This window comes from Micromonospora sp. NPDC005367, from assembly GCF_040606825.1.
GTDB lineage: Bacteria > Actinomycetota > Actinomycetes > Mycobacteriales > Micromonosporaceae > Micromonospora.
Genome location: NZ_JBEXFP010000003.1, coordinates 62,177 through 85,089 on the forward strand (window position 1 = coordinate 62,177; position 22,913 = coordinate 85,089).

15 protein-coding genes and 3 riboswitches are annotated in these 22,913 nt (G+C 71.1%); of the genes, 2 read left to right on the forward strand and 13 right to left on the reverse strand.

Annotated features, from left to right (window positions below; all coding sequences use genetic code 11):
* Positions 1-167 precede the first annotated feature (167 nt).
* Positions 168-265, reverse strand: a riboswitch (glycine riboswitch).
* A gap of 337 nt (positions 266-602) precedes the next feature.
* The 4 genes from ABZS42_RS03070 to ABZS42_RS03085 form a co-directional block, all read right to left on the reverse strand.
* Positions 603-1,052 carry a hypothetical protein gene (locus tag ABZS42_RS03070; RefSeq protein ID WP_355141989.1) on the reverse strand — a complete coding sequence of 150 codons (450 nt, stop codon included), beginning with the start codon at positions 1,050-1,052 and terminating at the stop codon, positions 603-605.
* A gap of 116 nt (positions 1,053-1,168) precedes the next feature.
* Complete coding sequence (locus tag ABZS42_RS03075) at positions 1,169-1,789, reverse strand: helix-turn-helix domain-containing protein (protein WP_355141991.1); 621 nt, start codon at positions 1,787-1,789, stop codon at positions 1,169-1,171.
* A 103-nt stretch (positions 1,790-1,892) separates the two neighbouring features.
* Complete coding sequence (locus tag ABZS42_RS03080; RefSeq protein ID WP_355141993.1) at positions 1,893-2,321, reverse strand: hypothetical protein; 429 nt, start codon at positions 2,319-2,321, stop codon at positions 1,893-1,895.
* Positions 2,322-2,437: 116 nt separating this feature from the next.
* Positions 2,438-4,882 carry a low temperature requirement protein A gene (locus tag ABZS42_RS03085; RefSeq protein ID WP_355141995.1) on the reverse strand — a complete coding sequence of 815 codons (2,445 nt, stop codon included), beginning with the start codon at positions 4,880-4,882 and terminating at the stop codon, positions 2,438-2,440.
* Positions 4,883-5,159: 277 nt separating this feature from the next.
* Between ABZS42_RS03085 and ABZS42_RS03090 the strand changes: the two genes are divergently transcribed.
* Positions 5,160-6,935: a glycoside hydrolase family 15 protein gene (locus ABZS42_RS03090; protein ID WP_355141997.1), complete on the forward strand. Its 1,776-nt coding sequence runs from the start codon at positions 5,160-5,162 to the stop codon at positions 6,933-6,935.
* Between the two features lie 34 nt (positions 6,936-6,969).
* Here ABZS42_RS03090 and ABZS42_RS03095 read toward each other — a convergent pair whose 3' ends face one another.
* The 9 genes from ABZS42_RS03095 to ABZS42_RS03135 all read right to left on the reverse strand — a co-directional run bounded on the left by ABZS42_RS03095 (position 6,970) and on the right by ABZS42_RS03135 (position 19,669).
* Positions 6,970-8,049, reverse strand: a complete 1,080-nt coding sequence (locus ABZS42_RS03095; protein ID WP_355141999.1) for an enolase C-terminal domain-like protein — start codon at positions 8,047-8,049, stop codon at positions 6,970-6,972.
* Positions 8,050-8,052: 3 nt separating this feature from the next.
* Complete coding sequence (locus tag ABZS42_RS03100; RefSeq protein ID WP_355142001.1) at positions 8,053-11,142, reverse strand: FAD-binding and (Fe-S)-binding domain-containing protein; 3,090 nt, start codon at positions 11,140-11,142, stop codon at positions 8,053-8,055.
* Positions 11,139-12,905, reverse strand: coding sequence for a thiamine pyrophosphate-dependent enzyme (locus tag ABZS42_RS03105; protein ID WP_355142003.1), 1,767 nt, complete (start codon positions 12,903-12,905; stop codon positions 11,139-11,141). Before ABZS42_RS03105 ends, ABZS42_RS03100 begins: the two co-directional genes overlap by 4 nt.
* 240 nt (positions 12,906-13,145) lie before the next feature.
* Positions 13,146-14,621: a PQQ-dependent sugar dehydrogenase gene (locus tag ABZS42_RS03110; protein ID WP_355142005.1), complete on the reverse strand. Its 1,476-nt coding sequence runs from the start codon at positions 14,619-14,621 to the stop codon at positions 13,146-13,148.
* 422 nt (positions 14,622-15,043) lie between these two features.
* Entirely contained in the window at positions 15,044-16,933 is a 1,890-nt protein-coding gene (gene nhaA, locus ABZS42_RS03115) for a Na+/H+ antiporter NhaA (RefSeq protein ID WP_355142007.1), read from the reverse strand.
* Between the two features lie 158 nt (positions 16,934-17,091).
* Positions 17,092-17,937 carry an ATP-binding cassette domain-containing protein gene (locus tag ABZS42_RS03120; RefSeq protein ID WP_355142009.1) on the reverse strand — a complete coding sequence of 282 codons (846 nt, stop codon included), beginning with the start codon at positions 17,935-17,937 and terminating at the stop codon, positions 17,092-17,094.
* Positions 17,931-18,674, reverse strand: coding sequence for a cobalt ECF transporter T component CbiQ (gene cbiQ / locus ABZS42_RS03125; RefSeq protein ID WP_355142011.1), 744 nt, complete (start codon positions 18,672-18,674; stop codon positions 17,931-17,933). Before cbiQ ends, ABZS42_RS03120 begins: the two co-directional genes overlap by 7 nt.
* The gene (locus tag ABZS42_RS03130) at positions 18,675-18,995 is read right to left on the reverse strand and encodes an energy-coupling factor ABC transporter substrate-binding protein (protein ID WP_355142013.1); all 321 of its coding nucleotides are present in this window, start codon (positions 18,993-18,995) and stop codon (positions 18,675-18,677) included.
* Positions 18,992-19,669: an energy-coupling factor ABC transporter permease gene (locus tag ABZS42_RS03135; RefSeq protein WP_355142015.1), complete on the reverse strand. Its 678-nt coding sequence runs from the start codon at positions 19,667-19,669 to the stop codon at positions 18,992-18,994. The genes ABZS42_RS03130 and ABZS42_RS03135 overlap by 4 nt, the downstream gene beginning before the upstream one ends.
* Before the next feature lie 27 nt (positions 19,670-19,696).
* Positions 19,697-19,869: riboswitch (cobalamin riboswitch) on the reverse strand.
* Positions 19,870-20,123: 254 nt separating this feature from the next.
* Positions 20,124-20,342: riboswitch (cobalamin riboswitch) on the forward strand.
* A gap of 121 nt (positions 20,343-20,463) precedes the next feature.
* On the opposite strand from ABZS42_RS03135, the gene ABZS42_RS03140 reads away from it, so the two are divergent.
* Complete coding sequence (locus ABZS42_RS03140; RefSeq protein WP_355142017.1) at positions 20,464-22,872, forward strand: ribonucleoside-diphosphate reductase subunit alpha; 2,409 nt, start codon at positions 20,464-20,466, stop codon at positions 22,870-22,872.
* Positions 22,873-22,913: the final 41 nt, after the last annotated feature.

Consider the following 22,913-nt stretch of genomic DNA (forward strand, 5'->3'; position numbering starts at 1 on the left):
TGCAACTCTCCTCGATTGAGAGCTGATCAACCGGCCACCGTTGACGGGTCATCGACAAGCCCAGGAACGACCAGCGATCCGGAGTCACCGGCTCGCGTGGGTAGGAAGGGCTGGGGGTACGGAGGCATGACGATGAGCCGGCTGACCATTGGACGCGGCGGGCGTCCTCCGTCCCCACTGTCTGTGTACCTGAGAGTGTCACCGGCTCTCGCCGGGTTCCTCCTTCGGTGAGCGGCACACGCCGCTGCTCTCCAGTGGCGCCTCGGAGCTGCAGTACTGGGGCCTGTGAGTTTCCGGGGAAGTTGCTCCTTCGGCGCCTCCCTTGGCCAGGGGGAGGACTCTCCTACAGCTCCTCGAACGGCATATTTGATCCAACGCATAAGGCGGCCGAATGTCAACCCTCGACCGCATGTCAGGCCGGGCTGGCAGTTCGCCCGATGTCGATGTTTATGTGACACCGAAACACGCTATGCGCCATCATAGGGATCGTCTCAGGACTATGCCTCGAGCGTCAGACCGCGCCGACCGGCGTCCGCGCGGGCCGCACCGCAGGGTGGCCGCGTCGAGAACAAGACGGAGCCGGACCAGCAGCGTCGACACCATCAACATCGAGGTCTATCATCATCTACCGACGCGGCAGCACCGCCGCGGCCATCGCGGCCAAGAATATGACGACCCGGGAGGTGACGAAACCCGGATCGCTCGGCTCGATGCCAGGACACCGGCCGCCCGAGGTCGCCGGTGACCAGATTGCCGACCTGCCGGTAACGCTCACAGAAATGTGCGCTCAGACGGTCGTACCGGTCGGTGCGAACCAATCCGAATTTCGGCGTGGAACAGCGTGACACGGCGAGAATACGACGAAGGCGAACCGGCTGGCGCCGGGCGGTTTCCGGGAAGCGGTCCGCGAAAGCGCGGTACACCGGGGTGCCGGCCAGGCCGTCGCGAATGGCGAACACCACCAGGTCGAACCGGTCGACCGCCCGCAACGCGTCGGCGAACGCCTCGGCGACGGTGGCGGGGGCGGTTGCGGAGGACCCCGCAGCCCCCACGCGCCCAACATGATCCGCCGGTGTCCGTGCGCGGCGGCCACCTGGTGTACGGCTGGTCGAGCAGCGCGCCCCGGTCGTCAGGGAACACCGGCACCCAGGGCGAGTAGAGGTGCGGATCAGTCCGGCGGCAGTAGCGCGGCGACGGCCTGGGCGGTGAGCCAGCGTGCGGCCCGCTCCAGCGACCAGCCGCGGTCCCGGACGAGGGTGGGCCAGGCCGCCTGCCCCAGGTAGAACCAGAGCAGGTCGAGCGCGCCGGCACGGTCCAGTCCGGGGCGCAGTGCGTCCAGCTCGACCAGCCGGTCGGCGACCACCCCGATGGCCTCCTGGTACGCGCGCAGGATCCGCTCGTACACCTCGGCGGCGGCCGGCTCCGACTGGCTCTGCGGGAACAGCCCGACGACGACGTCCCAGTGGCGTTCGTAGGTCCGCCGCACACCCTCGCCCAGCAGTGTGATGATCTCGGCGGCGTCCTCGCTCTCGGCGATGGCGGCCAGCGTCTCGCCGACCGCGGGATCGCGGGTGATCGGCTCGATCAGCGCTGCCAGGATGTCGGCCTTGCCGCCGGCGCTGGTGTAGACGGTGGGCACGGCCACCCGGGCGGCCTCGGCGATCTGCGGCACGGTGGTGCCCGCGTACCCCTTGCGCAGGAACAGCTCCCGCCCGGCGGCCAGGATCGAGGCCCGGGTCGCCGCCGCGGCGTCCGCGCGCCGCGGCGAATGATATCTGCTCGTTCCCACGGAACGAATGGTATCGGGGCGGGATCGAACGCTGTCGGCAACCCGAAACGGTGGCCGAGTCCACCGCCGCGACGATCCTCGTCGGATCAATTCCTGTTATTGGCTATATCATCCTATCGTCAATAAGTCCCGCTCGCCAGCCGGGCGGGTCGGGCGCGAGCCGGACGGCGAGCTGCCCGACGTTGTTGCCACCGACGGCCAGATCTCGGACGTGGGTACGACCGAGTACTCCTGCCAGCCCCTCCCCGCCGACGATGCCTCCCGGCTCGGGGCCGCCCGGCGGCGCGGTCATCACCTCGGCGATGACAGAACTCGGAATGACCTCGCCCGGGACGAGCTGTCGGCGGTAGGCCGCCCCCTGCATCACCGCCCGGGCTCCGGGGGCGACGGACACGAAGATGTTCCGCAGCAGCACCGCGTCGGCTGGGCGCGGCGGCACCGGCACGACCTCACTGCGAAAGTGCCGCATCGCCAGGGGACCGGACGGACGTTCGGCCATGACGATCTGGCGATGCGTATTCGGCGTCAACACGTGCACTCTCCTGAATTCGGCTCGGCGGCGGCCATTACTCCGGGGCCGACACGTGATGATCATATTCCCGGAAAATGCATTCCTCGCCATTAGCAGAATCACGTTCGGGCCGCCTGTCATGTTCTTTCGCCGAGTGCGCCCGGTGGCGGGACGGACGCGCGTCCGACCAGGTGCGCGGCGAACAGCGCCACCGTGAGGACCGCCAGCGCCCACATGATCGGGAGGAGAATCGTCACCGCGGCCAGCCCGGCGACGACCAGGTTGGCCGCCCGCCGACCGCCGATCGGACGATTCGCGCGTCGCCAGATGAGCTGGTCGGCGAGGAGGTAGACGACGACACCGCACGCCAGGCTGACCTGTCCGACCGCCACCACCACGTGCGGATCGTGCCCCGGCCTCGGCAGGGTCGTACGCAGTCCGAAGGCGACCAGCACCAGACCGATGACGAGGAACAGGTGCAGGTACGCGTAGGCGTCCCGGGCCAGGGCGCCACGTTCGCCGCTGCTGCGGAGCTGGGTGAAGCGCTGCCCGACGACGACGTCGCTGCCGATGTAGGTCCACCACAGCGCGGAGATCAGGGCGGCGCTGAGCGCGACGGCGGCGAAGGTGGACATCGAGACGGGTGGGTCGCCGGCGGCGATGCCGGTGGAGATGACCGCCTGGCCGAGCGCGATGAGAATGATCAGGTTGTAGCGACCCATCCATCGGTTGATGGATTGCAACCGCCAGTTGCGGGCCCGGATCAGGTAGCCGCCACCCACGTCGACGACGATGGCGAGGGTCCAGCACACCGCGACGAACATCGCGAGCGAATCGCCCGCGATCGCTGCGGTCAGCCCCGCGCAGAGCAGCAGGGCGATCCCCACGCCGGTCGGCACGGCCGCCCGGACGACGATGGAGCGAAGGACGACGTCGTGCCGGAGCACCCACCAGAACGCCACCAGGTGCAGGATGCGCACCGCCGCGTACATGGTCACGACGATCAAGGCCCCGGGCAGCCCACCGGGGACGGGTTCGAACGTCTGGGGTGCGGCGATGCCGAGCATCAGGGTGAGCCCCACCGCGGCGAGGACGACGAGCCGCACCGCGTTCCCCGCGCTGCGGACCGTGGTGGTGAACCAGGTGTAGTTGACCCACGACCACCACAGCAATGTCAGGACAGCCAGCCCCTGGAACACGGCGAGCGCCGACGGGTTCCGCGCCATCAGCGCAGTGACCTGGATGAACGCGTACACGAAGACCAGATCCAGGAAGAGTTCCTCGGGAGTGGCGTCGACCTCTCGACCGGCCGCCAGTTCGATGTCGCGGTGCAGCTGCCGGTGGCGGCGTCGAAACACCGTCACATGGGCGAGCACCAGAGCGACCAGGGCGCCGGCGAGGAGGGCGAGCGACGCCAGAGCGGTCAGGCCACGGGCCGGCACGATCAGCAGTGCCACCGTGACGAGGCCGAGCACCGGGCCGCGGCCGATCCGTCGCGCGGTGGTCCACTCGAACGCCACCAGTCCGAGCAGGTACAGGAACACGCCGCCGTAGAGAGCCGCGAGGTCCGGCCCGCTCCAGTGTTCCGCCTGATCGGCCGGCGTCCCGCCGAGCGCCTTCTTGAGCCCGAACCCCACCAGGATCAGCCCGCCGATCATCGGCAGGTGCAGCAGGGTGTACGCGGTGCGGGCGCGGCGCGACCGCAGATATCCGGGTGGGATGGACTCCAACGCCTGTTCGCCGGCGGGCGAGGCGATGTCGAAGTACGCCCACCACAGGAACGCCACGACGAGAAGGCCGAGCGCCGCCCCGGCGAGCGTGGACCACGTGATGGGAACGACGTTGCCGAAGCCACGACTCGTTCCGATCGAGATGATCGTCTCGCCGAGCGCGACGAGCATGATCAGATTGTGCCGCTCCGCCCAGTGTCGTACCGACGTGAGGTGCCACGTCCCGGTCCCGATCACCCGCAGCCCGAGGTAGTCGACGACGATCGCGACCGCGAAGAGCGCCAGTTGAAAATTCTCAGTGCCCCACCCGGACGGTAGGTGATGAGGCAGCAGGATCGCGCCCAACAGCAGTAGGGCGCTGCCGACGAGCGGCACCCAGGCGCGCCGGGCCGGATAGGACGACCAGCGCGGGTCCGTCTGCCGGGCGCGGGACACGACCAGCAGGGAACCCAGCCGGGTCGCCACGAAACCGACGACGAAGACGAGCGGCCCGAGCAACCCGGAGGTGTCGTCGAGGAATGCCTCCGGAATGGCGACCGCGACGAGCAGGATCGCGACGGCCACCGCGAAGACGGCGGCCGGCATGGCACCGCGGTCGAGCCGGACCAGGTTCCCCACCCAGCAGTACCCGGCCCAGCTGCGCCAGATGAGCAGCACCACCAACCCGCCGTGGAGCAGCCCCTCCAGGCCCGGGCGTTCGGCCATGAGGTGGGTGACGTTGATGAAGGCGTAGACGTAGACCAGATCGAGGAAGAGCTCCGAGCGGGTCACGCCGCCGTGGGTGGCGACCTCGACCCGTCCACCGGCCCCGAACGCGCGCTGCGAGTTCACCTCCCCACCGCTCTCGTCCACTCACCCACTGTGCCCAGGCTGCGGAGGTTCGGAGGTGGAAACAGCCAACGCTCCGGGGTGTGCCGGACCGCTGTCCGCCGGCACGACCGTGCCGCACCGGCCTGGTTCGCAACTCTGCCGATCGCCGTGGGTCGGCACGGCCGGAACCGGTCGGCACGGCCGGAACCGGTCGGCGCGGCGCGGCGAGCGCGAGTGCGGCGAGCGAGCCGGGTGTGGAACCGCCGGCAGCGGGTAGCGCGTGCAGTCGGCGCGCGGGCGACGGGAGGGGGTGGGCGCCGTGCCGGACGACGGGGAACCAGCCCGGTCACCGCCGGTCAGCGGCCCTCGGGTGCTGCGCGAGTACGCCCTGCTCGCCGACGGCCATCGCGGAGCCTTGATCGGCCCGGACGGCGACGTGGTCTGGTTGTGCGCCCCCGGCTGGGCCGATCCGCCGATCTTCAGCGGCCTGTTGGGTGGGCGCGGGCGCTACCTGGTCGCACCCGCGTGCCCGCGGTTCGTCTGGGGTGGGCACTACGAGGCCGAGTCACTGATCTGGGTGAGCCGCTGGGTGACCACGGATGGCGTCGTGGAGGCCCGGGAGGCGCTGCTCTTCCCCGGCGACCCCCGGCGGCTGGTGTTGCTGCGCCGGGTCCGCGCGCTGGACCGGGACACGGTCGTCCGCGTCCGGCTCGACCCCCGGGCCGACTTCGGCCGTGCCCCGCTGATGGACATCCGTCGCGAGGCCGGCTCGTGGACGGCCCGGACGGGTGATCTGTACGTGCGGCACAGCGAGGGGGAACTGCTACGTCCGACCGACGACGCGGCGCTCGAGGGTGAGCTGCACGTACCGGCGGGCGGGCGGCACGACCTGGTGCTGGAGGTGTCGGCCGATCCGCTCGATGAACCGCCACCGGACCCGGACGTGCTCTGGCGGATCACCGAGCGGGGCTGGCGCGCGGCGATGCCGCACCTGACCGGCGGTGGGGCGCGGCGGGACGCCGCCTTCGCGTACGCGGTGCTGCGCGGCATGAGCAGTCCGGGCGGGGGGATGGTGGCGGCGGCGAGCACCGCGCTGCCGGAGCGGGCCCACGCCGGGCGCAACTACGACTACCGGTACGCGTGGATCCGGGACCAGTCGTTCGCCGGGCAGGCCGCCGCCCTGACCGGCCGGTACGACCTGCTGGACGACGCGGTCGCCTTCCTCACCGCGCGGGTGCTCGCCGACGGCGAACGGCTCGCGCCCGCCTACACCGTCGCCGGCGGGCCGGTGCCGCAGCAGCACGACCTGGAATTCCTGCCCGGCTATCCGGGCGCTCCGGTGCGGGTCGGCAACTGGGTCCGGCAGCAGTTCCAGCTGGACGCGTTCGGGGAGATCCTGCTGCTGCTCGCGGCGGCGGCCCGACACGACCGGTTGCCACCCGACTCGTGGCGGGCGCTGAACCTATCCGCCCGGATCGTCGAGGAACGCTGGCACGAGCCGGACGCGGGCATCTGGGAGTTGCCCGCCCGACAGTGGACCCACTCCAAGCTCACCTGCGTTGCCGGGCTCCGGGCCGCCGCCCGGGTGGCGCCGACAGCGGTGGCGGGGCGGTGGGCGGGACTCGCCGACGCGATCCTCGCCGACGTCGCGGCACACGGTGTTCATTCCTCCGGGCGCTGGCAGCGGGCGTACGACGACGAACGGGTCGACGCGGCGCTGCTGCTGCCCGGCATCCGTGGCGCGGTGTCCGCGGACGATCCGCGTACCGAGGCCACCCGGCACGCGGTGCTGGCCGAGTTGGCGCGCGACGGCTACCTGTACCGGTTCCGGCCGGACCGCAGGCCGCTCGGCGACGCGGAGGGGGCGTTCCTGCTCTGCGGGTTCGCGGCGGCGCTCGCCACCTTGCGGGCCGGCGATCAGGTGGCGGCGAACCGGTGGTTCGAACGCAACCGCGCGGCCTGCGGCCCCCCGGGGCTCTACACCGAGGAGTACGACGTCGGCCAGCGGCAGCTGCGCGGCAACCTGCCGCAGGCATTCGTGCACGCGCTGATGTTGGAGACGGCCATGGCGCTGGGGCAGACCGACGTGGGTTGAGGCCGGACCCCGGGCGGTGGCCGACGCCACCGGGTCACGCCACCCGGTACGGTTCCGCGCGTTCGGCACGGAACGTCAGGCCGTTGCCGTGCCCCTCCAGCGGCACGGGCGCGCTGCCACCGGTGGCCGGTACGGTGCCGTCGAACAGCATCGCCTCGATCCGGACGTGGTCGTGGAACCACTCGACGTGCCGCAGGTTGGGGATGGCCGCGGCGACCGGCAGGTGCTGGTGCGGCGCGCAGTGCGCGGACACCTCCAGTCCGGCGGCGTCGGCCACGGCCGCGGCCCGGAGGAACTCGCTGATGCCGCCGCACCGGGTCACGTCGATCTGCAGGCAGTCGACGTAGGGCGCCATGCGGTGGAAGTAGACGAGGTCGTACCCGTACTCGCCCGCCGCCACGTCGGGCCGGACGTGGTCCCGGACCAGTCCGAGCCCGACCAGGTCGTCGGAGCTCACCGGTTCCTCGTACCAGCGCACGTCGAGCTCCGCCGCGGCGCGGGCCACCCGGATGGCCTGTTTGCGCTGGTAGGCACCGTTGGCGTCGACGTACAGCTCGGCGTCGTCGCCGATGGTGCGCCGGGCGGCGGTCATCCGGGCGAGATCCCGCCCCACCTCGCCGCCCGACGACTCCCCAATCTTGATCTTCACTCGGGGGATGCCCTCTTCGTGCACCCAGCCGGCGAGCTGTCGGTGCTGCCGCTCGGCGTCGTAGGTGGTGAACCCGCCGCTGCCGTAGACCGGGACCCGTCGCCGGGCGGTGCCGAGCAGCCGGGACAGCGGGAGCGCGTGGCGGCGGGCCTTCAGGTCCCAGACGGCGCAGTCGGCGGCGGACAGGGCCAGCCCGGCGACGCCCGGCCGGCCGGCGTTGCGCAACCGTCGCCGCATCGCCGACCAGAGGGCCGGCACGTCGTCCGGGTCGAGGTCGGCGACCACGGGGGCGAGCAGGTCGGCCACCACCGGCACCACGGCCGGCGGGCCGTACGTCCAGCCGATGCCGGTACGGCCGTCCGCCTCGGCGCGCGCCAGCACCAGGGTGGTGCCGCTCCAGTCCAGCGTGCCGTCACCCTCGGGCGCGTCGGTGGGCACCCGGTACGCCTCGGCGGTGAGCCGCACCGCTCACCCCCGACGACGCGCGGCCCGCACCGCGAGCGCGGCGGCGGGTCCCAGCGCGGCCAGGCCGGCCAGGCCGGCGGCGAGCAGGCGGGTGGGGCGGGACGGCGGGTGGGGCCGCTGTGACCAGGCCCGTTCCGGCTCGGGCGGGACGGTCCGGCCGTGCAGGCCGGCGCGGAGCAACTCGGCCAGGTGGATCGCCCGCCGACCGCCTGCCGGGCTCTGCTCGATCTGGGTACGGCAGCTGAACCCGTCGGCCAGCAGCACGTCGGTGTCGGCGGCATCCCGTAGGGCGGGCAGCAGGACCCGTTCGGCGCACGCCTCGGACACCTCGTAGTGCCCCTGCTCGAAGCCGAAGTTGCCGGCCAGGCCGCAACATCCCGAGTCGAGGAACTCGGCGTGCACGCCGGCGGCGGCGAGCACCGCCTGATCGGCGGCGGTGCCCAGGATGGCGTGCTGATGGCAGTGGGTCTGGATCAGCGCGTGGGCCGGCAGCCGGGGCGGCTGCCAGCCGGGGGTGTGCTCGTGCAGCAGTTCCGCGAGCGTGACGGTCTGCTCCCGCAACCGGCGTACGTCCTCGTCGGCGGGGAACAGTTCGTGGGCGTCGCTGCGGAAGACCGCCGCGCAGCTGGGCTCCAGGCCCACCACGGGAGCGCCGGAGCGCAGGAACGGACGCAACACGTCCACGGTGCGGCGCAACACCCGCTTGGCCATGCCGAGCTGACCGGTGGAGATCCAGGTCAGCCCGCAGCAGACCGGACCGTCCGGCACCCGCACCCGCCAACCGGCGGCCTCCAGCACCTCGACCGCCGCCTGCCCGATTCCCGGGTGGAACCGGTTGGTGAAGGTGTCCGGCCAGAGCAGCAGCTCCCCCCGCGACCCGTCGCCGTACGGGCTGCGCCGGCTGAACCACTGCTGGAAGGACGTCCGGGCGAAGGAGGGGATCTGCCGGCGCTGGTCGATCCCGCCGACCAGCTTCGCGAGTCGGGTCAGCCCGGGCGCCTGGGCCAGCGCGTTGACGGCGCGCGGCGCGACCCCGGCGGCCACGGCGACGACCGGCAACCATCCCATCGAGTAGTGCGCCCGCGGCCGGATCCTTCCGGCGTAGTGGTGGGAGAGGAACTCGGCCTTGTAGGTCGCCATGTCCACGTTGACCGGGCAGTCCGCCTTGCAGCCCTTGCAGGCGAGGCAGAGGTCGAGCGCGTCCCGTACCGCGGTAGAACGCCAGCCGTCGTCGATGGCTCCCCCGCGTTCCGTGCCGTCGAGCATCTCGAACAGCAACCGGGCTCGCCCCCGCGTCGAGTGCTCCTCCTCGCGGGTGACCATGTACGACGGGCACATCACCTCGCCGTGTTCGCGGCGGCACTTGCCCACGCCGACGCAGCGCAGCACGGCCTCGCCGAAGCTTCCGCCATCGTCGGGGTAGGCGAAGACGGTCTGCACGCCGCCGTGGTTGTAGTCCACGCCGAGGCGCAGGTGGGTGTCCAGCGGGTACGGCGGCATCACCTTGCCGGGGTTCATCCGGTCGTCCGGGTCGAAGATCGCCTTGAACTGCCCGAACGCCCGCATCAGCCGGTTGCCGTACATCTTCGGCAGTAGTTCGGCGCGGCCCTGGCCGTCGCCGTGCTCACCGGAGAACGAGCCGTCGTAGGAGACGACCAGGTCGGCGGCGCGCTCGAGGAAGGAGCGGAACTGCCGGATGCCCTCGGCGCTGCGCAGCCGGAAGGGGATGCGGCTGTGCACGCAGCCCTGCCCGAAGTGGCCGTACACCGAAGCCTGTTCGAGGCCGTACTCGCGGTACAGGCTCAGGAGATCCCGCAGGTAGTCGCCGAGCCGGTCCGGTGCGACGGCGGAGTCCTCCCAGCCGGGCCAGGTACTCTCCCCGCCCGGCACGTGTGCGGTGGCGCCGAGCCCCGACTCACGTACCTTCCACATCCGCTGCTCGGAGTCCGGGTCGGCGAACTCGTGCACGGTGGGGCCGCCGTCGCGGCGGACGGCGGCGATCAGCCGCTGCGCCGCCGCCTTGGCCTGCTCCGGCGTGTCGCCGCCGAGCTGGACCATCAGCCAGGCCCCGCCGCTGGGCAGCTCGTGCAGCGCGTGCGGGTGCAGGCCCTTGCGCTGCTCGAAGTTGATCAGCTTGTCGTCGATGCCCTCGAGCGCGATCGGCTGATGTGGCAGGACGCGCGGCACGTCGTCCGCGGCGGCGGCGATGTCCGGGTAGGTGAGGAAGACGAGCGACTGGGCGGGCACGATCGGGACCAGCCTGAGCCGGGCGCGCAGGATCGTGACCAGGGTTCCCTCGGACCCGACCAGGGCCTGGGCGAGGTGGAAGTTCTTCTCCGGCAGCAGGCTGTCGAGGTTGTAGCCGGAGACGCGGCGCGGGATCCGCGGGTAGCGGTCGCGGACGTCGGTCAGGTACTCGTCGCGCAGGGCCCGCAGCTGCCGGTAGATCTCCGCCTGCCGGCCGCCCCGGCGTTGGATCTCGGCGTACTTCTGGTCGTCGGTCTCGCCCACCCACATCCGGGTGCCGTCGTAGAGCAGTACCTCCAGCTCGACGATGTTGTCGACGACCTTGCCCGTGCGCTGGGCGGTGGCGCCGCAGGAGTTGTTGCCGAGCATGCCGCCGAGGGTGCAGTGGTCGTGCGTGGCCGGCTTGGGACCGTACTCGAGGCCGGTCGAGGCGAGTCGCTCGTTGAGCGTGTCGAGCACGATGCCGGGCTCTATGAGGCAGGTGCGCGCGTCGGTGTCGACCTCCAGCAACCGGTGGCAGTACTTCGACCAGTCGAGCACGACGGCGGTGTTGGTGCACTCGCCGGCCAGGCTGGTGCCACCGCCCCGGGAGAGCAGCGGGGCCCGGTGGCGGCGGCAGACCGCGACGGCCGTGACCGCCGCCTCCACCGATCGGGGTACGACTACACCCAGCGGCACCTGGCGGTAGTTCGAGGCGTCGGTGGAGTAGGCGCCCCGGGAGCCGGCGTCGAAGCGGACCTCGCCGTCGACCTCGGCGCGCAGGTCGGCGGCGAGCGCGGACAGGTCGAGGTCCTGGACCGGGCCGGGTGGCCGCACGACCGGTGCCGGCCGGAGGACTCTGGTCATGGCCGCAGCTCGTTGATCTTGTCACGAGCGACGGTGGCGAGGGTGGCCATCTTCTTCGGTTGGCCGCGCAGGAATGCCTCGGTGAAGTGCTTCGCCTGTTCGTAGTGGACCTTGCCGGGCATGGGTGGCTCGTTCGGGTTGACGTCGCAGTCGACCAGCGCGGCTCCGGGGTGCGCGAGCGCCTGCCGGATCGCGTCGGGCAGCGCCTTCGGGTCGGTGACCTTGGCGCCGAACGCGCCGCACGCGCGCGCCCAGGCAGCGAAGTCGGGCTCCGGCTGCCGGTGCCGTACGGCGTACTCGGGGTAGCCGAGGATGATCTGTTCCCAGAGGATCTGCCCGTACGAGTTGTTGTTGTTGATGATCACCTTGATCGGCAGGCCGTGGCGCACGGCGGTGAGGAACTCGGCCATGAGCATGGCGAAGCCGCCGTCGCCGACGAACGCGATGACCTGCCGCCCAGGGTGCGCGTGCTGGATGGCGATCGCGTAGGGCAGGCCCGGCGCCATGGTGGCCAGGTTGCCGGACAGGTAGTACTCGCGGTCGCCGCGGATGGTCCAGTGCCGGGCCGACCAGGTGGCGATCGTGCCGGAATCGCAGGTGAGGATCGCGTCGTCGGCGGCAGCCTCGTCGACACAACCCATCAGGTACTGGGGCGCGACCGGGTGCCGGTCCGGGTCCCGCAGGCGCGCCATTTCGGCGTGCCAGGCGTCCCGCTCCCGCTGGTACTTGCCGAGGAACGACCGGTCGGTGCGGGCCTGGAGCAAGGGCAGCAGCTGCTGCAACGCGAGCCGCGCGTCGGCCGTGACGGCGGCGTCGAGGGGCAGCCGCATGCCCATGAGGCTCGGATCGACGTCGATCTGCACCACCCGCGCCTGCCCGGGAGAGGGCAGGTACTTCGCGTACGGGAAGGACGTGCCCACCATCAGCAGGGTGTCGCACTCCTCCATCAGCTCCTCGCTCGGCCGCGTGCCGAGCAGGCCGAGGCCGCCGGTGGTGAGCGGATGATCGTCCGGGACGACCATCTTCCCGGGCAACGTCTTCACGATGGGGCTGCCCAGCGCCTCCGCCACGGCGAGCACCTCCGCCCGCGCGCCACGGGCGCCGACCCCCACCAGCATGGCGATCTTGGTGCCGGCGTTGAGCACCTCCGCCGCCCGTTCCAGGTCGAGCTGGGCGGCGGGCACCGGAGGCAGCGACACCACCGGGCTGCTCGCCGGTGGCTCTCCGGGGCTGACGTGCCGGTACGGGTCCTGGGTCACCGCCGCGACCTGCAGGTCGTTGGGGAACGTCAGGTGCGCCACGGTCCGCTTGGTCAGCGCGTTGCGGATCGCGATGTCCAGCACGCCCGGCATCTGCTGCGGGTTGGTGACCATGAGGTTGTACGCGGCCACGTCCTGGTAGAGGTGCGTCGTGTGCACCTCCTGCTGGTAGTGCGAGCCCAGCACCGAGGTCTCCTGCATACCGGTGATCGCCAACACCGGCACATGATCGAGCTTGGCGTCGTACAGACCGTTGAGCAGATGAATCGCTCCCGGCCCCGAAGTGGCGGCGCAGACACCCAGCCGACCCGTGGCCTTGGCGTACCCGGTGGCCATGAAAGCCGCCGCCTCCTCGTGATGCACCAGCACGAACCGGAGCCGCTCCTGATGCCGGCGGAAGCCCTCCATCAACCCGTTGATGCCGTCACCCGGCAGGCCGAAGATCGTGTCCACCCCCCACTCCAGCAGCCGCCGGGCCAGGCACTCGCCAACAATCTCCTGCACGTCGTCCTCCTGGTTCCGGGTTCGCCCACCCTCGATCGGGCCGAGCCCACAGCTCCGCGAGCGCCGAACCGGACAGCGTCCGGCAGAGCGAACATTTCGGCGGCTACCCGCCGGCCTGGGCGGTAAACGCCGAAATGGCGCGAGATTCCACCACCAACGGGCGATTCACGCGATCAGCAGGCGTGGACGACCCGCCCGCCCCGGTACGGCAGGCGGGTCACCCCAGGACGTCGACGTTCGTCAGCGCCGATGGATCGTGTAGACCTTGCCATCGGTCAGCGAAAGCACGGCCAGGTTGCCGTCCGGGTCGGTCTCGATGTCCGTGACGGCACCGAAGTCCCGGCCGACCAGGAGGCTCTCGCTCTCCGTGATGTCGTGCTTGGCGAGGTTGTCCGCCACCCGGTCCTTCAGGCGCGGATCGTCGACGGCGATCTGCCGGCCGTTGCCGGTCAGGTTGAAGCGGAAGAGGTATCCGCCGTTGAGGGCGCCCGTCGCGGCACCCATGAAAAGGTCACCCTCGAACTGTGGCCCGAGCCTCCGGCTGTCGAGAAAGCCCATCCCGCCGGGCGCGACCTCCCATTTCCAACTGAACTCGGGATCGCTGTAGTGCGCCCCGGGAAGCATGAAGAGCCGGCGGAGCGCCTGCCACGGGCTGTCCGCGATGTTGGACGGCGGCCAGCGCAGTTGCTGCAGGTTCTGTCCGCCGAACGTCGTCTCGATCTCCTTGAACTGGCCGATCCGCGCCACCGGCCCGGCGATCTGGATCCAGCCGCCGTTCATGCCCGGCTCCAGGCGATTGAGCTCGCTGAAGCTGTCGTCGCCGTTCTCCTGCATCCACACGTTCCCGGTGTCGGGGTCGACAGTCATGCCGAAGCCGTTGCGGTGGCCGTACGAGAAGATCTTCTGCACGGTCGCGCCGGCCTCGCCGCCCAGGGCCGCGCCCGCCCGGAAGAACGGGTTGGTGATCGGGGTGCTGCCGTCGTCGTTGAGGCGAAGAACGACGCCGCTGAGGTGGGCGCTGTCCGGCTTCGGGCCGCCGAACTGGTCGTCGGGCACTATCGGCCCGGGGCAGTCGGCGGTCGGGCCGCAGGTGAGGTTCTGCAACTGGCCGCGCCGGCCGAGGTCGCCGGTGAAGATGTACAGCTTCCGGTCCCGGCCGAAGGTGATCACCCCGCCGTTGTGGTTGGCGCGTGCGGGTTGGCCCGCGTCCTCCTGGACGGCGCGGATGCGGATCAGGTTGCGGTCGAACGTAAGTGTGCTTCCGTTCCAGACGAACCGGTCGACCCGGTTGCCGAGTAGCGGGGTCTCGCTGAGCACGCTGGTGTCCGCGCCGGTCGTGCTCTCCGTCCAGTACAGATATACCCCGGGGTTCGCCGGGAAGCGTGGGTGCAGGGCGATCCCGAGCAGACCTCGCTCGGAACCGAAGTTGACGGCGAGGTCCAGTGGCGTGTCCGCGACGGCTCCGTCGACCACCCGCTGGACCCGTCCGGTCGTCTTCTCGATCACGAACATGTCGTCGTCGCCGAGGAAGGCCAGGCCGGTGGGGCTGACCAGCCCGGTGGCGGCCGTACGCACCGCCAACTTCGGGTCGAGCATCGTCGGTCCGCCCGGCTCGGCGCTGGCCGGGGTGCCGGCCGCGGTCATGGCCAGCCCCGTCGCGGCCAGGGCCAGCATCGCGATGGTCGCTCGCGTACGACGGCGAGTGCGTGGTGCCACGCGACCGCCAGGTGATCCATTCGGTACTTCCAGGGGCTTGCGGCGTGGGACGACGGTACGGACGTGTCGTTCGTGCATGCCAGGTTTCCCTTCTTGCCCGAGTGGTGACGGGTGTCCAGCGGACGGCACCGGCCTGGGTGAAGCCGCACTGCCACGGCCTCGCCTGTCTTGCCTGTGGGTCGCCTCCTCTCCGTCCAACGCGGGCGCAGGGGCACGGAGTTACGGCCGTCCCTGCTGGTGCCGGCCGGATCCGGCGACCGCCGGACACCCGGCGGGGCCGAGGTCGACACCATGCACCGACACGTTCGACGGAGATGACTGTCGATACCTCGGTCCCATTGGTAGGCACGCAGCCGGAGTGGACCCGGTTCACGATCGATCGATGATCCTTCGATGAGATGCAGCCACGGCGCCCGATGGGCCTACTCGGGACGTATCTTCGCCTGCGCGAACGCCCCCTTGACCGCCGCCGAGAGCGCGACGATGTCGTACGCCCCGTGGTGACGCCGGCCGTTGATGAAGAAGGTCGGGGTGCCGGACACCCCGCTGAGGTCGGCCGAATCGACGTCCTCGCTGATCCGGTCGGCGCCCCGACGCTCGGTGAGGTACTCCCGGAACCGGACGAGATCCAGGCCGAGCCGGTCCGCGTAGTGGAGCAGGTCGGCGTTCCTCAGCGCGTCCTGGTGTTCGAAGATCAAGTCGTGCATCTCCCAGAACGCGCCCTGCTCCCCCGCCGCCTCGGCGGCCTCAGCGGCGAGTTGGGCGTGCGGGTGCACCTCGGTGAGGGGCAGGTGTCGCCACACGTACCGGATGTTGGTGAATTCGGCCAGCAGTTCCCGGACCACCGGCTCGGCCTGCCCGCAGTAGGGGCACTCGAAGTCGCCGTACTCGACCACCGTGACCGGGGCGTCCGCCGGCCCACGTATGTGATCACGGTCGGTCCGGACCGGGACCAGCAGGTCGACGATCTCGTCCGCGCTGCCGAGCAGCGCGCGGGCGCGCCGTGCCTCCGGCAGCCGGGCGGCGAGCCGGAACACCGACCAGGTGACGACGGACGACACCACCGTCGCAACGAGGATGCCGAGCTTCGCCTCGTCCAGGGCGGGACCGCTCAGCGCGTGGGAGGCGATCAGGAGGGCGACGGTGAAACCCACGCCGGAGACCGTGCCGACGCCGGTCACGGCGGCCCAGCCGACGGGCGGCCGGAGCCGGTTGTGGGTGAGCCTGGCCACCAGACGCGAGGTGAGAATGATCCCCGCCGGCTTGCCGAGCACGTACGCCACCACCACACCGATCGTGACCGGCGAGGTGGCGGCCCGGGCCAGCAGCTCGCCGTCGATCACGACGCCGGCGTTGGCCAGCGCGAAGAGCGGCACGATCAGGTAGCTCGCCCACGGGTGGTACAGGTGTTGCAGCCGGTCGTTCGGTGACAACGCGGCGATGAGCCCGGCCCGCACGGAGTGGGCGAACTGCGGGGTGGGTTGTTCGCGGAAGAGGCGGAACAGGTCGCTGGCCCGTTGCAGTTCGACCCGGCCGGGAGCATAGGCGTAGGTGAGCAGGCCCATCAGGAGGCCCACCACCACCGGATCGACACCGGAGACCGAGACCGCGACCCACGCCGCCACCCCCAGCAGCAGGTACACCGGCCCGTACCGGAGACCCACCGTCCGGGCGAGCACGACGACGGCGAAGATCCCGGCCGCGACGAGCAGCGCCGCCGGCGACGGATGTTCCGGATAGGCGACCGCCAGCACCACGATCGCGACCACGTCGTCGACGACGGCGACCGTCAGCAGGAAACCGCGCAGCCGGTCCGAGAAACGCGGGCCGAGGACGGCGAGCGTGGCGAGCGCGAGCGCGGTGTCCGTGGCCATCACCACGCCCCAACCGCTCGCGGTCGCCGTGCCGGCGTTGAACGCGAGATAGATCACGATGGGCACGAGCATGCCGCCGAGCCCGGCCAGCAGCGGCAACGTGAACCGCCGTCGCTCCCGCAGTTCTCCGATGTCGAAGTCGCGGCGCAACTCCAACCCGGCGACCAGGAAGAACAAGGTCATCAGCCCGCTGTTGATCCAGCTGCGCAGCTCGCGGGACAGGGTCCACTCGCCGACCTGCACCGAGAAAGGCGTGTGCCAGAACGACTCGTACGACGTCGGGCCCAGGTTCGCCCAGACGAGTGCGGCCACCGTGGCGACCACGACCACTCGGGCGCTACCGGTCTCGGTGCGCAGGAAGGAGCGGAGCGAGGCGTCGACCCGGCCGACCCAGGTGGTCTGACCCGACCACGGTGAGCGGGACGCGCCTCTCGTCATCGCGTGTCTCCTCGACCGTCTCGTCAGCCGCTCAGGAATCGGGCAATTCACCGTAACCGGCCGGCAGGGGCGACTCGGCGGAATGCACCCGGCGCCCGCTCCGCGGTGCCTTGCCGAACGAGCCGGTCAACCGGTGACCCGGGCGCGCGGGCCGCCCGTCACCCACCTGCTCGCGCCTCGGCGGTGAGCAGCGCGGCGAGATCGGCGGCGGAGCCGGGGCGGGCCCCGGCCAGCCCCGGGATGCGGTCGAGCACCTGGTGCACCAGCGGAGCCCAGGCGGGCAGCAGATCCGCCGCGGCGAGGAGCCCGGTGTCGGCCAGAGCTTCGGCTGCCGGCATCATCCGCACACCCCCGCCGGCGACCACCGCCACCGCGTTCGCCCAGCGGAACGCGAGGTCGACGTCGTGGGTGGACAGCACCACGGTCGTACCGCCGGCGTGCAGGTCGTCCAACGTCCGCAGCAGCGCCTCCACCCCGGCCGGGTCGAGCCCGGCGGTCGGCTCGTCCAGGATGAGCAGCCGGGGCCGCATCGCGACCGCCCCGGCGATGGCCACCCGTTTGCGCTGACCGTAGGAGAGCAGGTGGGTCGGGCGTTCGGCGAGCGCCGTCACCCCGAGCGCCGCCAACGCCTCGTCGCAGCGCCGCCGGATCTCCTCCGGAGCCAGCCCGAGATTGACCGGCCCGAACGAGACGTCCTGACGGACGCTGGCGGAGAAGAGCTGGTCGTCCGGGTCCTGCAACACCAGTTGCACCTGCTGTCGTACCGCTCGCAAACCCGTTCGGTCGTGCCGAACCCGGATGCCGGCGATCGCGACATGGCCGGCGCCTGGCGTCAGCGAGCCGGCGGCGAGCCGGAACAGGGTCGTCTTGCCGCCGCCGTTGGGCCCGACCACGGCCAGCCGCTGACCCGCTGTCACGCGGAGGTCCGCGCCGGTCAGGACCGGACGCTGCGGCTGGTAGGCGAAGTGCACCGCGGAGAACTCGAGCAGCGGGTCGCTCACCACCGCCACCCCACCACGGCGCTCACCGCGACTATCAGCACGAGCAGCCCCACGGTCGCCGCCACGAACGGCGCCGAGATCCGCCGGGCCTCCACCTGCACGGCCAGTGAACCGGTGTATCCACGCAACGCCAATCCCTCCTCCAGGCGCCGCGCGCGGCTGAACGCCCGCACGAAGATCGCGCCCGCCTGCCCTGCCAGCGACCGGTAGGCGGTGCGCCAGGTCCGGAAGCCGAGCCGCGCCGCCTGCGCCTCCCGGACCGCGCGCACGCTGTCCATAAGGAGGAAGAGCATCCGGTACGTCAGCGCGGCGACCTCGGTGACGGCCGGGGGAACTCCCAGCCGGTGCAGCCTCGGCAGCACGTCGGACAGCGGCGTGGTGGCGCTGAACAGCAGCAGGCAGATCAGCGCCGCCACCGACCGGCCGGCCGTCTGCGCCGCCGGTACGACGCCCGCGGCGTTGACCGTCAGCCGGGCCGGCGCGTGCATGGTGACCAGTAGCGGCACCGTCGACGTGGCTACGAACAGCAACGGCACCCGCGCCGCCCGCAGCACCACGGCCGGCGACACCCGGGCGGGCCCCACCAGCAGCACCGCCGCCGCGCCGCCCGAGAACAACGCGCCCGGCCACGGCGGCAGGGCCACCGCGCAGGCGAGCAGCCCGAGCGACAGCATCGCCTTCTCCGCGGGGTGCCGTGACCGCCACGGTCCGGTGTGCGCCGCGATGTCGAGGGCGAACACCTAGGCGCGCGGCGGCTTCGTGGCGGGACCCCGCAGCCGCTGCCGGGTGCGGGCGACCCCGAAGTAGTAGCCGAGGAAGCCGGCGCCCAGCGCGGCCTGTAGGGCGAACAGCGCCGACTCCACCTCACCCGAGGGTGGTTCGTAGATCGGGGAGAACCACGGCTCGTAGTCGGGGTGGTTGTCGACGATCGCCTGCTCGGCGAGCGCGTCCGCCCCGGCGAACGGCTCGTCGCCCGATCCGAGTCCGAGCGCCACCGGCGCCACCGCCAGGAGCAGCACCGCGAGCAGCAGGAGCAGGTTGACCCGGGAGAAGCGCTTCACGCCTGCACCGCCGGCGTCCGCAACACTCCGAGCCGGCGCAGGTCGTCACCGCTGACCCGGGCCAACAGCCGTACCACCAGCACGGAGAGCAGCCCCTCGCTGATGGCCAACGGGATCTGGGTCAGCGCGAAGATGCCGCCGAACTTCACCAACGCGCCGAGGAACCCGGTCGCCGGATCGGGAAACGCCAGCGCCAACTGGACGCTGGTGACGCAGTAGGTGGCCAGGTCACCCAGCGCCGCGGCGGCGAAGACCGCCACGTCCAGGCCGCCACCGACCCGGCGGATCAGCGCGTACACCGCGTACGCGACCCACGGCCCGACGATCGCCATCGAGAAGATGTTGGCGCCCAACGTGCTCAGCCCGCCGTGGGCCAGCAGCACCGCCTGGAAGAGCAGCACGATGCCGCCCAGCACACTCATCACCGGCGGCCGGAAAAGCACCGCGCCCAGTCCGGTGCCGGTTGGATGCGAGCACGAGCCCGTGACCGACGGAATCTTCAGCGCGGACAGCACGAACGTGAAAGCTCCCGCCGCTCCGAGCAGCAGTTTCGTCTCCGGGTCCCGGCGAACCTGCTGGACCAGCGCCCGGCTGCCATGGACGACGAACGGTGCGGACACCGCGAACCACGCCGCGGCCTGCACCGGGGGCAGGTACCCCTCGGCGATATGCATCGACGACCTTCCTCTCCAGCACCTCGTGGATGAGATCACTGTCAAGGCCGGTCTCCTGGCTCCCGGATCGACGCTCACTCCGGCCTTCCCAGACCCGGATGGGCCCAGTGGCGTCTTCGGAGATCGCTACCCGGTCACAGTGGCGAGGGCCGCGCCGGTATCCCACCGGCTTCCCGTGCACCTTGACGGCGAGAGGCTATCGGGCGACCGCCGAGCGGTGCAAGCGGCCGAGGGGCGCGGGTGACCTACGCCGCCTCGCCGCTCACGGGGCGCGGCGTCGGCTCCGGTCCACGTCCTTCCAAGGGCGACACACCCGCCGGGTACGGCCCGAGCCGGGCGTGGCCGCCGGTGGGCGACGCCGGGTCGCGGGTCGCGCGACGCGATCCGGCGACGGTGAGAAAGACGACACCCTGACGGAACATCTAGTGTTGCCGTCCCAAGGACGGCGGCATATATGGTGTCCCACGCAGCTGGTTCGGTCGCACCTGCACGGTGTGGCCGAGGCAAGAGGGAACTCGGTGCGAATCCGGGACTGCCCCGCAGCGGTGAGTGGGAACGAACGCCGTCATCAAGCACTGGGCCTTGCCGGCCCGGGAAGCGACGGCCAGTAGGCGACCGGGTGTCCCGGTCACGCCCGCGAGTCCGAAGACCTGCCAGCGCGCCGTACGCGTTCGCGGACGGCGGTCGGAGGTCGCGTGGGACGACCGACGCCATCAAGTGGACCGGCGCACCCCGCCGTCGCCCTGGCGTTCTCCCGCGTGCCCGAGGCCATCGGAGACAGTCGAGGAGGCGGCATGACGGTCGTGCGGGAGAGGTCCGGGTCCGGTTCGGACGCGCCGGAGCAGCGCCGGCAGGCGATGCGGGTGCAAAAGCGCGACGGCGACACCGAGCCGGTGGACGTCAACAAGATCGTCAAAGCGGTCGAGCGGTGGGTCGGCGATCTGGACGAGGTGGACCCGCTGCGGGTCGCCACGAAGACGATCAGCGGGCTCTACGACGGTGCGACCACCGCCGAGCTGGACAAGCTGTCCATCCAGACGGCGGCCGAGCTGATCGGGGAGGAGCCGCAGTACTCCAGGCTGGCGGCACGGTTGCTGGCCGCGTACGTGGACAAGGAGGTCCGCGGGCAGGACGTGACGAGCTTCAGCCAGTCCATCCGGTACGCCCACGGCCTGGGTCTGATCGGTGACGACACCGCCGCGTTCGTGGCCCGCAACGCTCGCGTGCTCGACGAGGCCGTGGACCTGGCCGGTGATCTGCGGTTCGAGTACTTCGGCCTGCGTACGGTCGCGGACCGGTACCTGCTGCGCCACCCGGAGTCGCGGCTAATGGTGGAGACACCGCAGTACTGGCTGCTGCGGGTGGCCTGCGGGCTGTCCGAGACGCCGGTCGAGGCGGTCGAGTTCTACCGGTTGATGTCGTCGCTGGCGTACCTGCCGAGCTCGCCGACCCTGTTCAACTCGGGTACCCGGCACACGCAGATGTCTTCCTGCTTCCTGGTCGACTCGCCCCGCGACGAGTTGGACTCGATCTACGAGCGTTACCACCAGGTGGCACGGTTGTCGAAGTTCTCCGGCGGCATCGGGATCTCCTGGTCGCGGGTACGCGGCCGGGGCGCGCTGATCCGCGGCACCAACGGCAGGTCGAACGGCATCGTGCCGTTCCTGAAGACCCTCGACGCGGGCGTCGCCGCGGTCAACCAGGGCGGCCGGCGCAAGGGCGCGGCCTGCGTCTACCTGGAGCCGTGGCACCCGGACATCGAGGAGTTCCTCGAGCTGCGCGACAACACCGGTGAGGAGTCCCGGCGTACCCACAACCTGAACCTGGCCAACTGGATCCCGGACGAGTTCATGCGCCGGGTCGAGGCGGACAGCGACTGGTCGCTGATCGACCCGACCGAGGCGCCGGAGCTGCCCGACCTGTACGGCGACGAGTTCGACGAGGCGTACCGCGCGGCCGAGAAGAAGGCCGTCAAGACGGTCAAGGCCCGGGAGCTGTACGGGCGGATGATGCGCACCCTCGCGCAGACCGGCAACGGGTGGATGACGTTCAAGGACCCCTCCAACCGGCTGTCGAACCAGACCGGCGCACCGGGCAACACGATCCACCTGTCCAACCTGTGCACCGAGATTCTCGAGGTCAACAACGACGTCGAGACCGCGGTGTGCAACCTGGGCTCGGTCAACCTCGGCGCTCACGTCAGCGCCGACGGCGTCGACTGGGAGAGGCTGCGGTCCACGGTGCGCACCGCCGTGTTGTTCCTGGACCGGGTGATCGACATCAACTACTACCCGGCGAAGCAGGCGGCGGCGTCGAATCCGCGCTGGCGACCGGTCGGGCTGGGCCTGATGGGACTGCAGGACGCGTTCTTCACCCTGCGACTGCCGTTCGACTCGGCGCAGGCCCGGGAGCTCTCCACCCGGGTGCAGGAGGAGATCCTGCTGACCGCCCTGGAGACGTCGGCCGGGTTGGCGAAGCGGTTCGGCGCGCACCCGGCGTACGCCGAGACCCGTGCCGCAAACGGCGACCTGCATCCGGACCTGTGGGGTGCCGAGCCCACCCAGGGCGAGCGATGGGCCGCGCTGCGAGAGACGGTGGCCACGCACGGGCTACGCAACTCGCTGCTGGTCGCGATCGCTCCGACCGCGACGATCGCCTCGATCGCCGGCTGCTACGAGTGCATCGAGCCGCAGGTGTCCAACCTGTTCAAGCGAGAGACCATGTCCGGCGAGTTCCTGCAGATCAACACGTACCTGGTCGGTGAGCTGAAGGCACGCGGGCTGTGGACGCCGGCGATCCGGGAGCAGATCAAGCGTGCCGAGGGGTCGGTGCAGGGGATCGTGGAGTTGCCGTCGGAGGTGCGGGAACTGTTCCGTACCGCATGGGAGCTGCCGCAGCGGGCACTGATCGACCTCGCGGCCGCCCGGGCGCCCTACGTCGACCAGTCGCAGTCGCTGAACCTGTTCATGGGATCGCCGACCATCGGCAAGTTGTCGTCGATGTACCTCTACGCCTGGAAGTCCGGGCTCAAGACCACCTACTACCTGCGTTCGCGTCCGGCGACGCGCATCCAGCAGGCCACCGTCGCCGTCGGTCAGCCGGTTGCGCCGGTCGCGCCGGTCGCGCCGGTCGTCGCGGTCAGCGACGCGGAGGCGCTGGCCTGTTCCCTGGAAAACCCCGAGAGTTGCGAGGCCTGCCAGTGACCACGATCCCCGAACCACGAACCAACGGCGCCGGTGAGCGG

Bases quoted from the DNA above. Each gene is read 5' to 3' on its own strand.
- ABZS42_RS03100 (WP_355142001.1), bottom strand. From the start codon at position 11,142: ATGACCAGAGTCCTCCGGCCGGCACCGGTCGTGCGGCCACCCGGCCCG.
- nhaA (WP_355142007.1), bottom strand. From the start codon at position 16,933: ATGACGAGAGGCGCGTCCCGCTCACCGTGGTCGGGTCAGACCACCTGG.
- ABZS42_RS03135 (WP_355142015.1), bottom strand. From the start codon at position 19,669: ATGCATATCGCCGAGGGGTACCTGCCCCCGGTGCAGGCCGCGGCGTGG.
- ABZS42_RS03140 (WP_355142017.1), top strand. From the start codon at position 20,464: ATGACGGTCGTGCGGGAGAGGTCCGGGTCCGGTTCGGACGCGCCGGAG.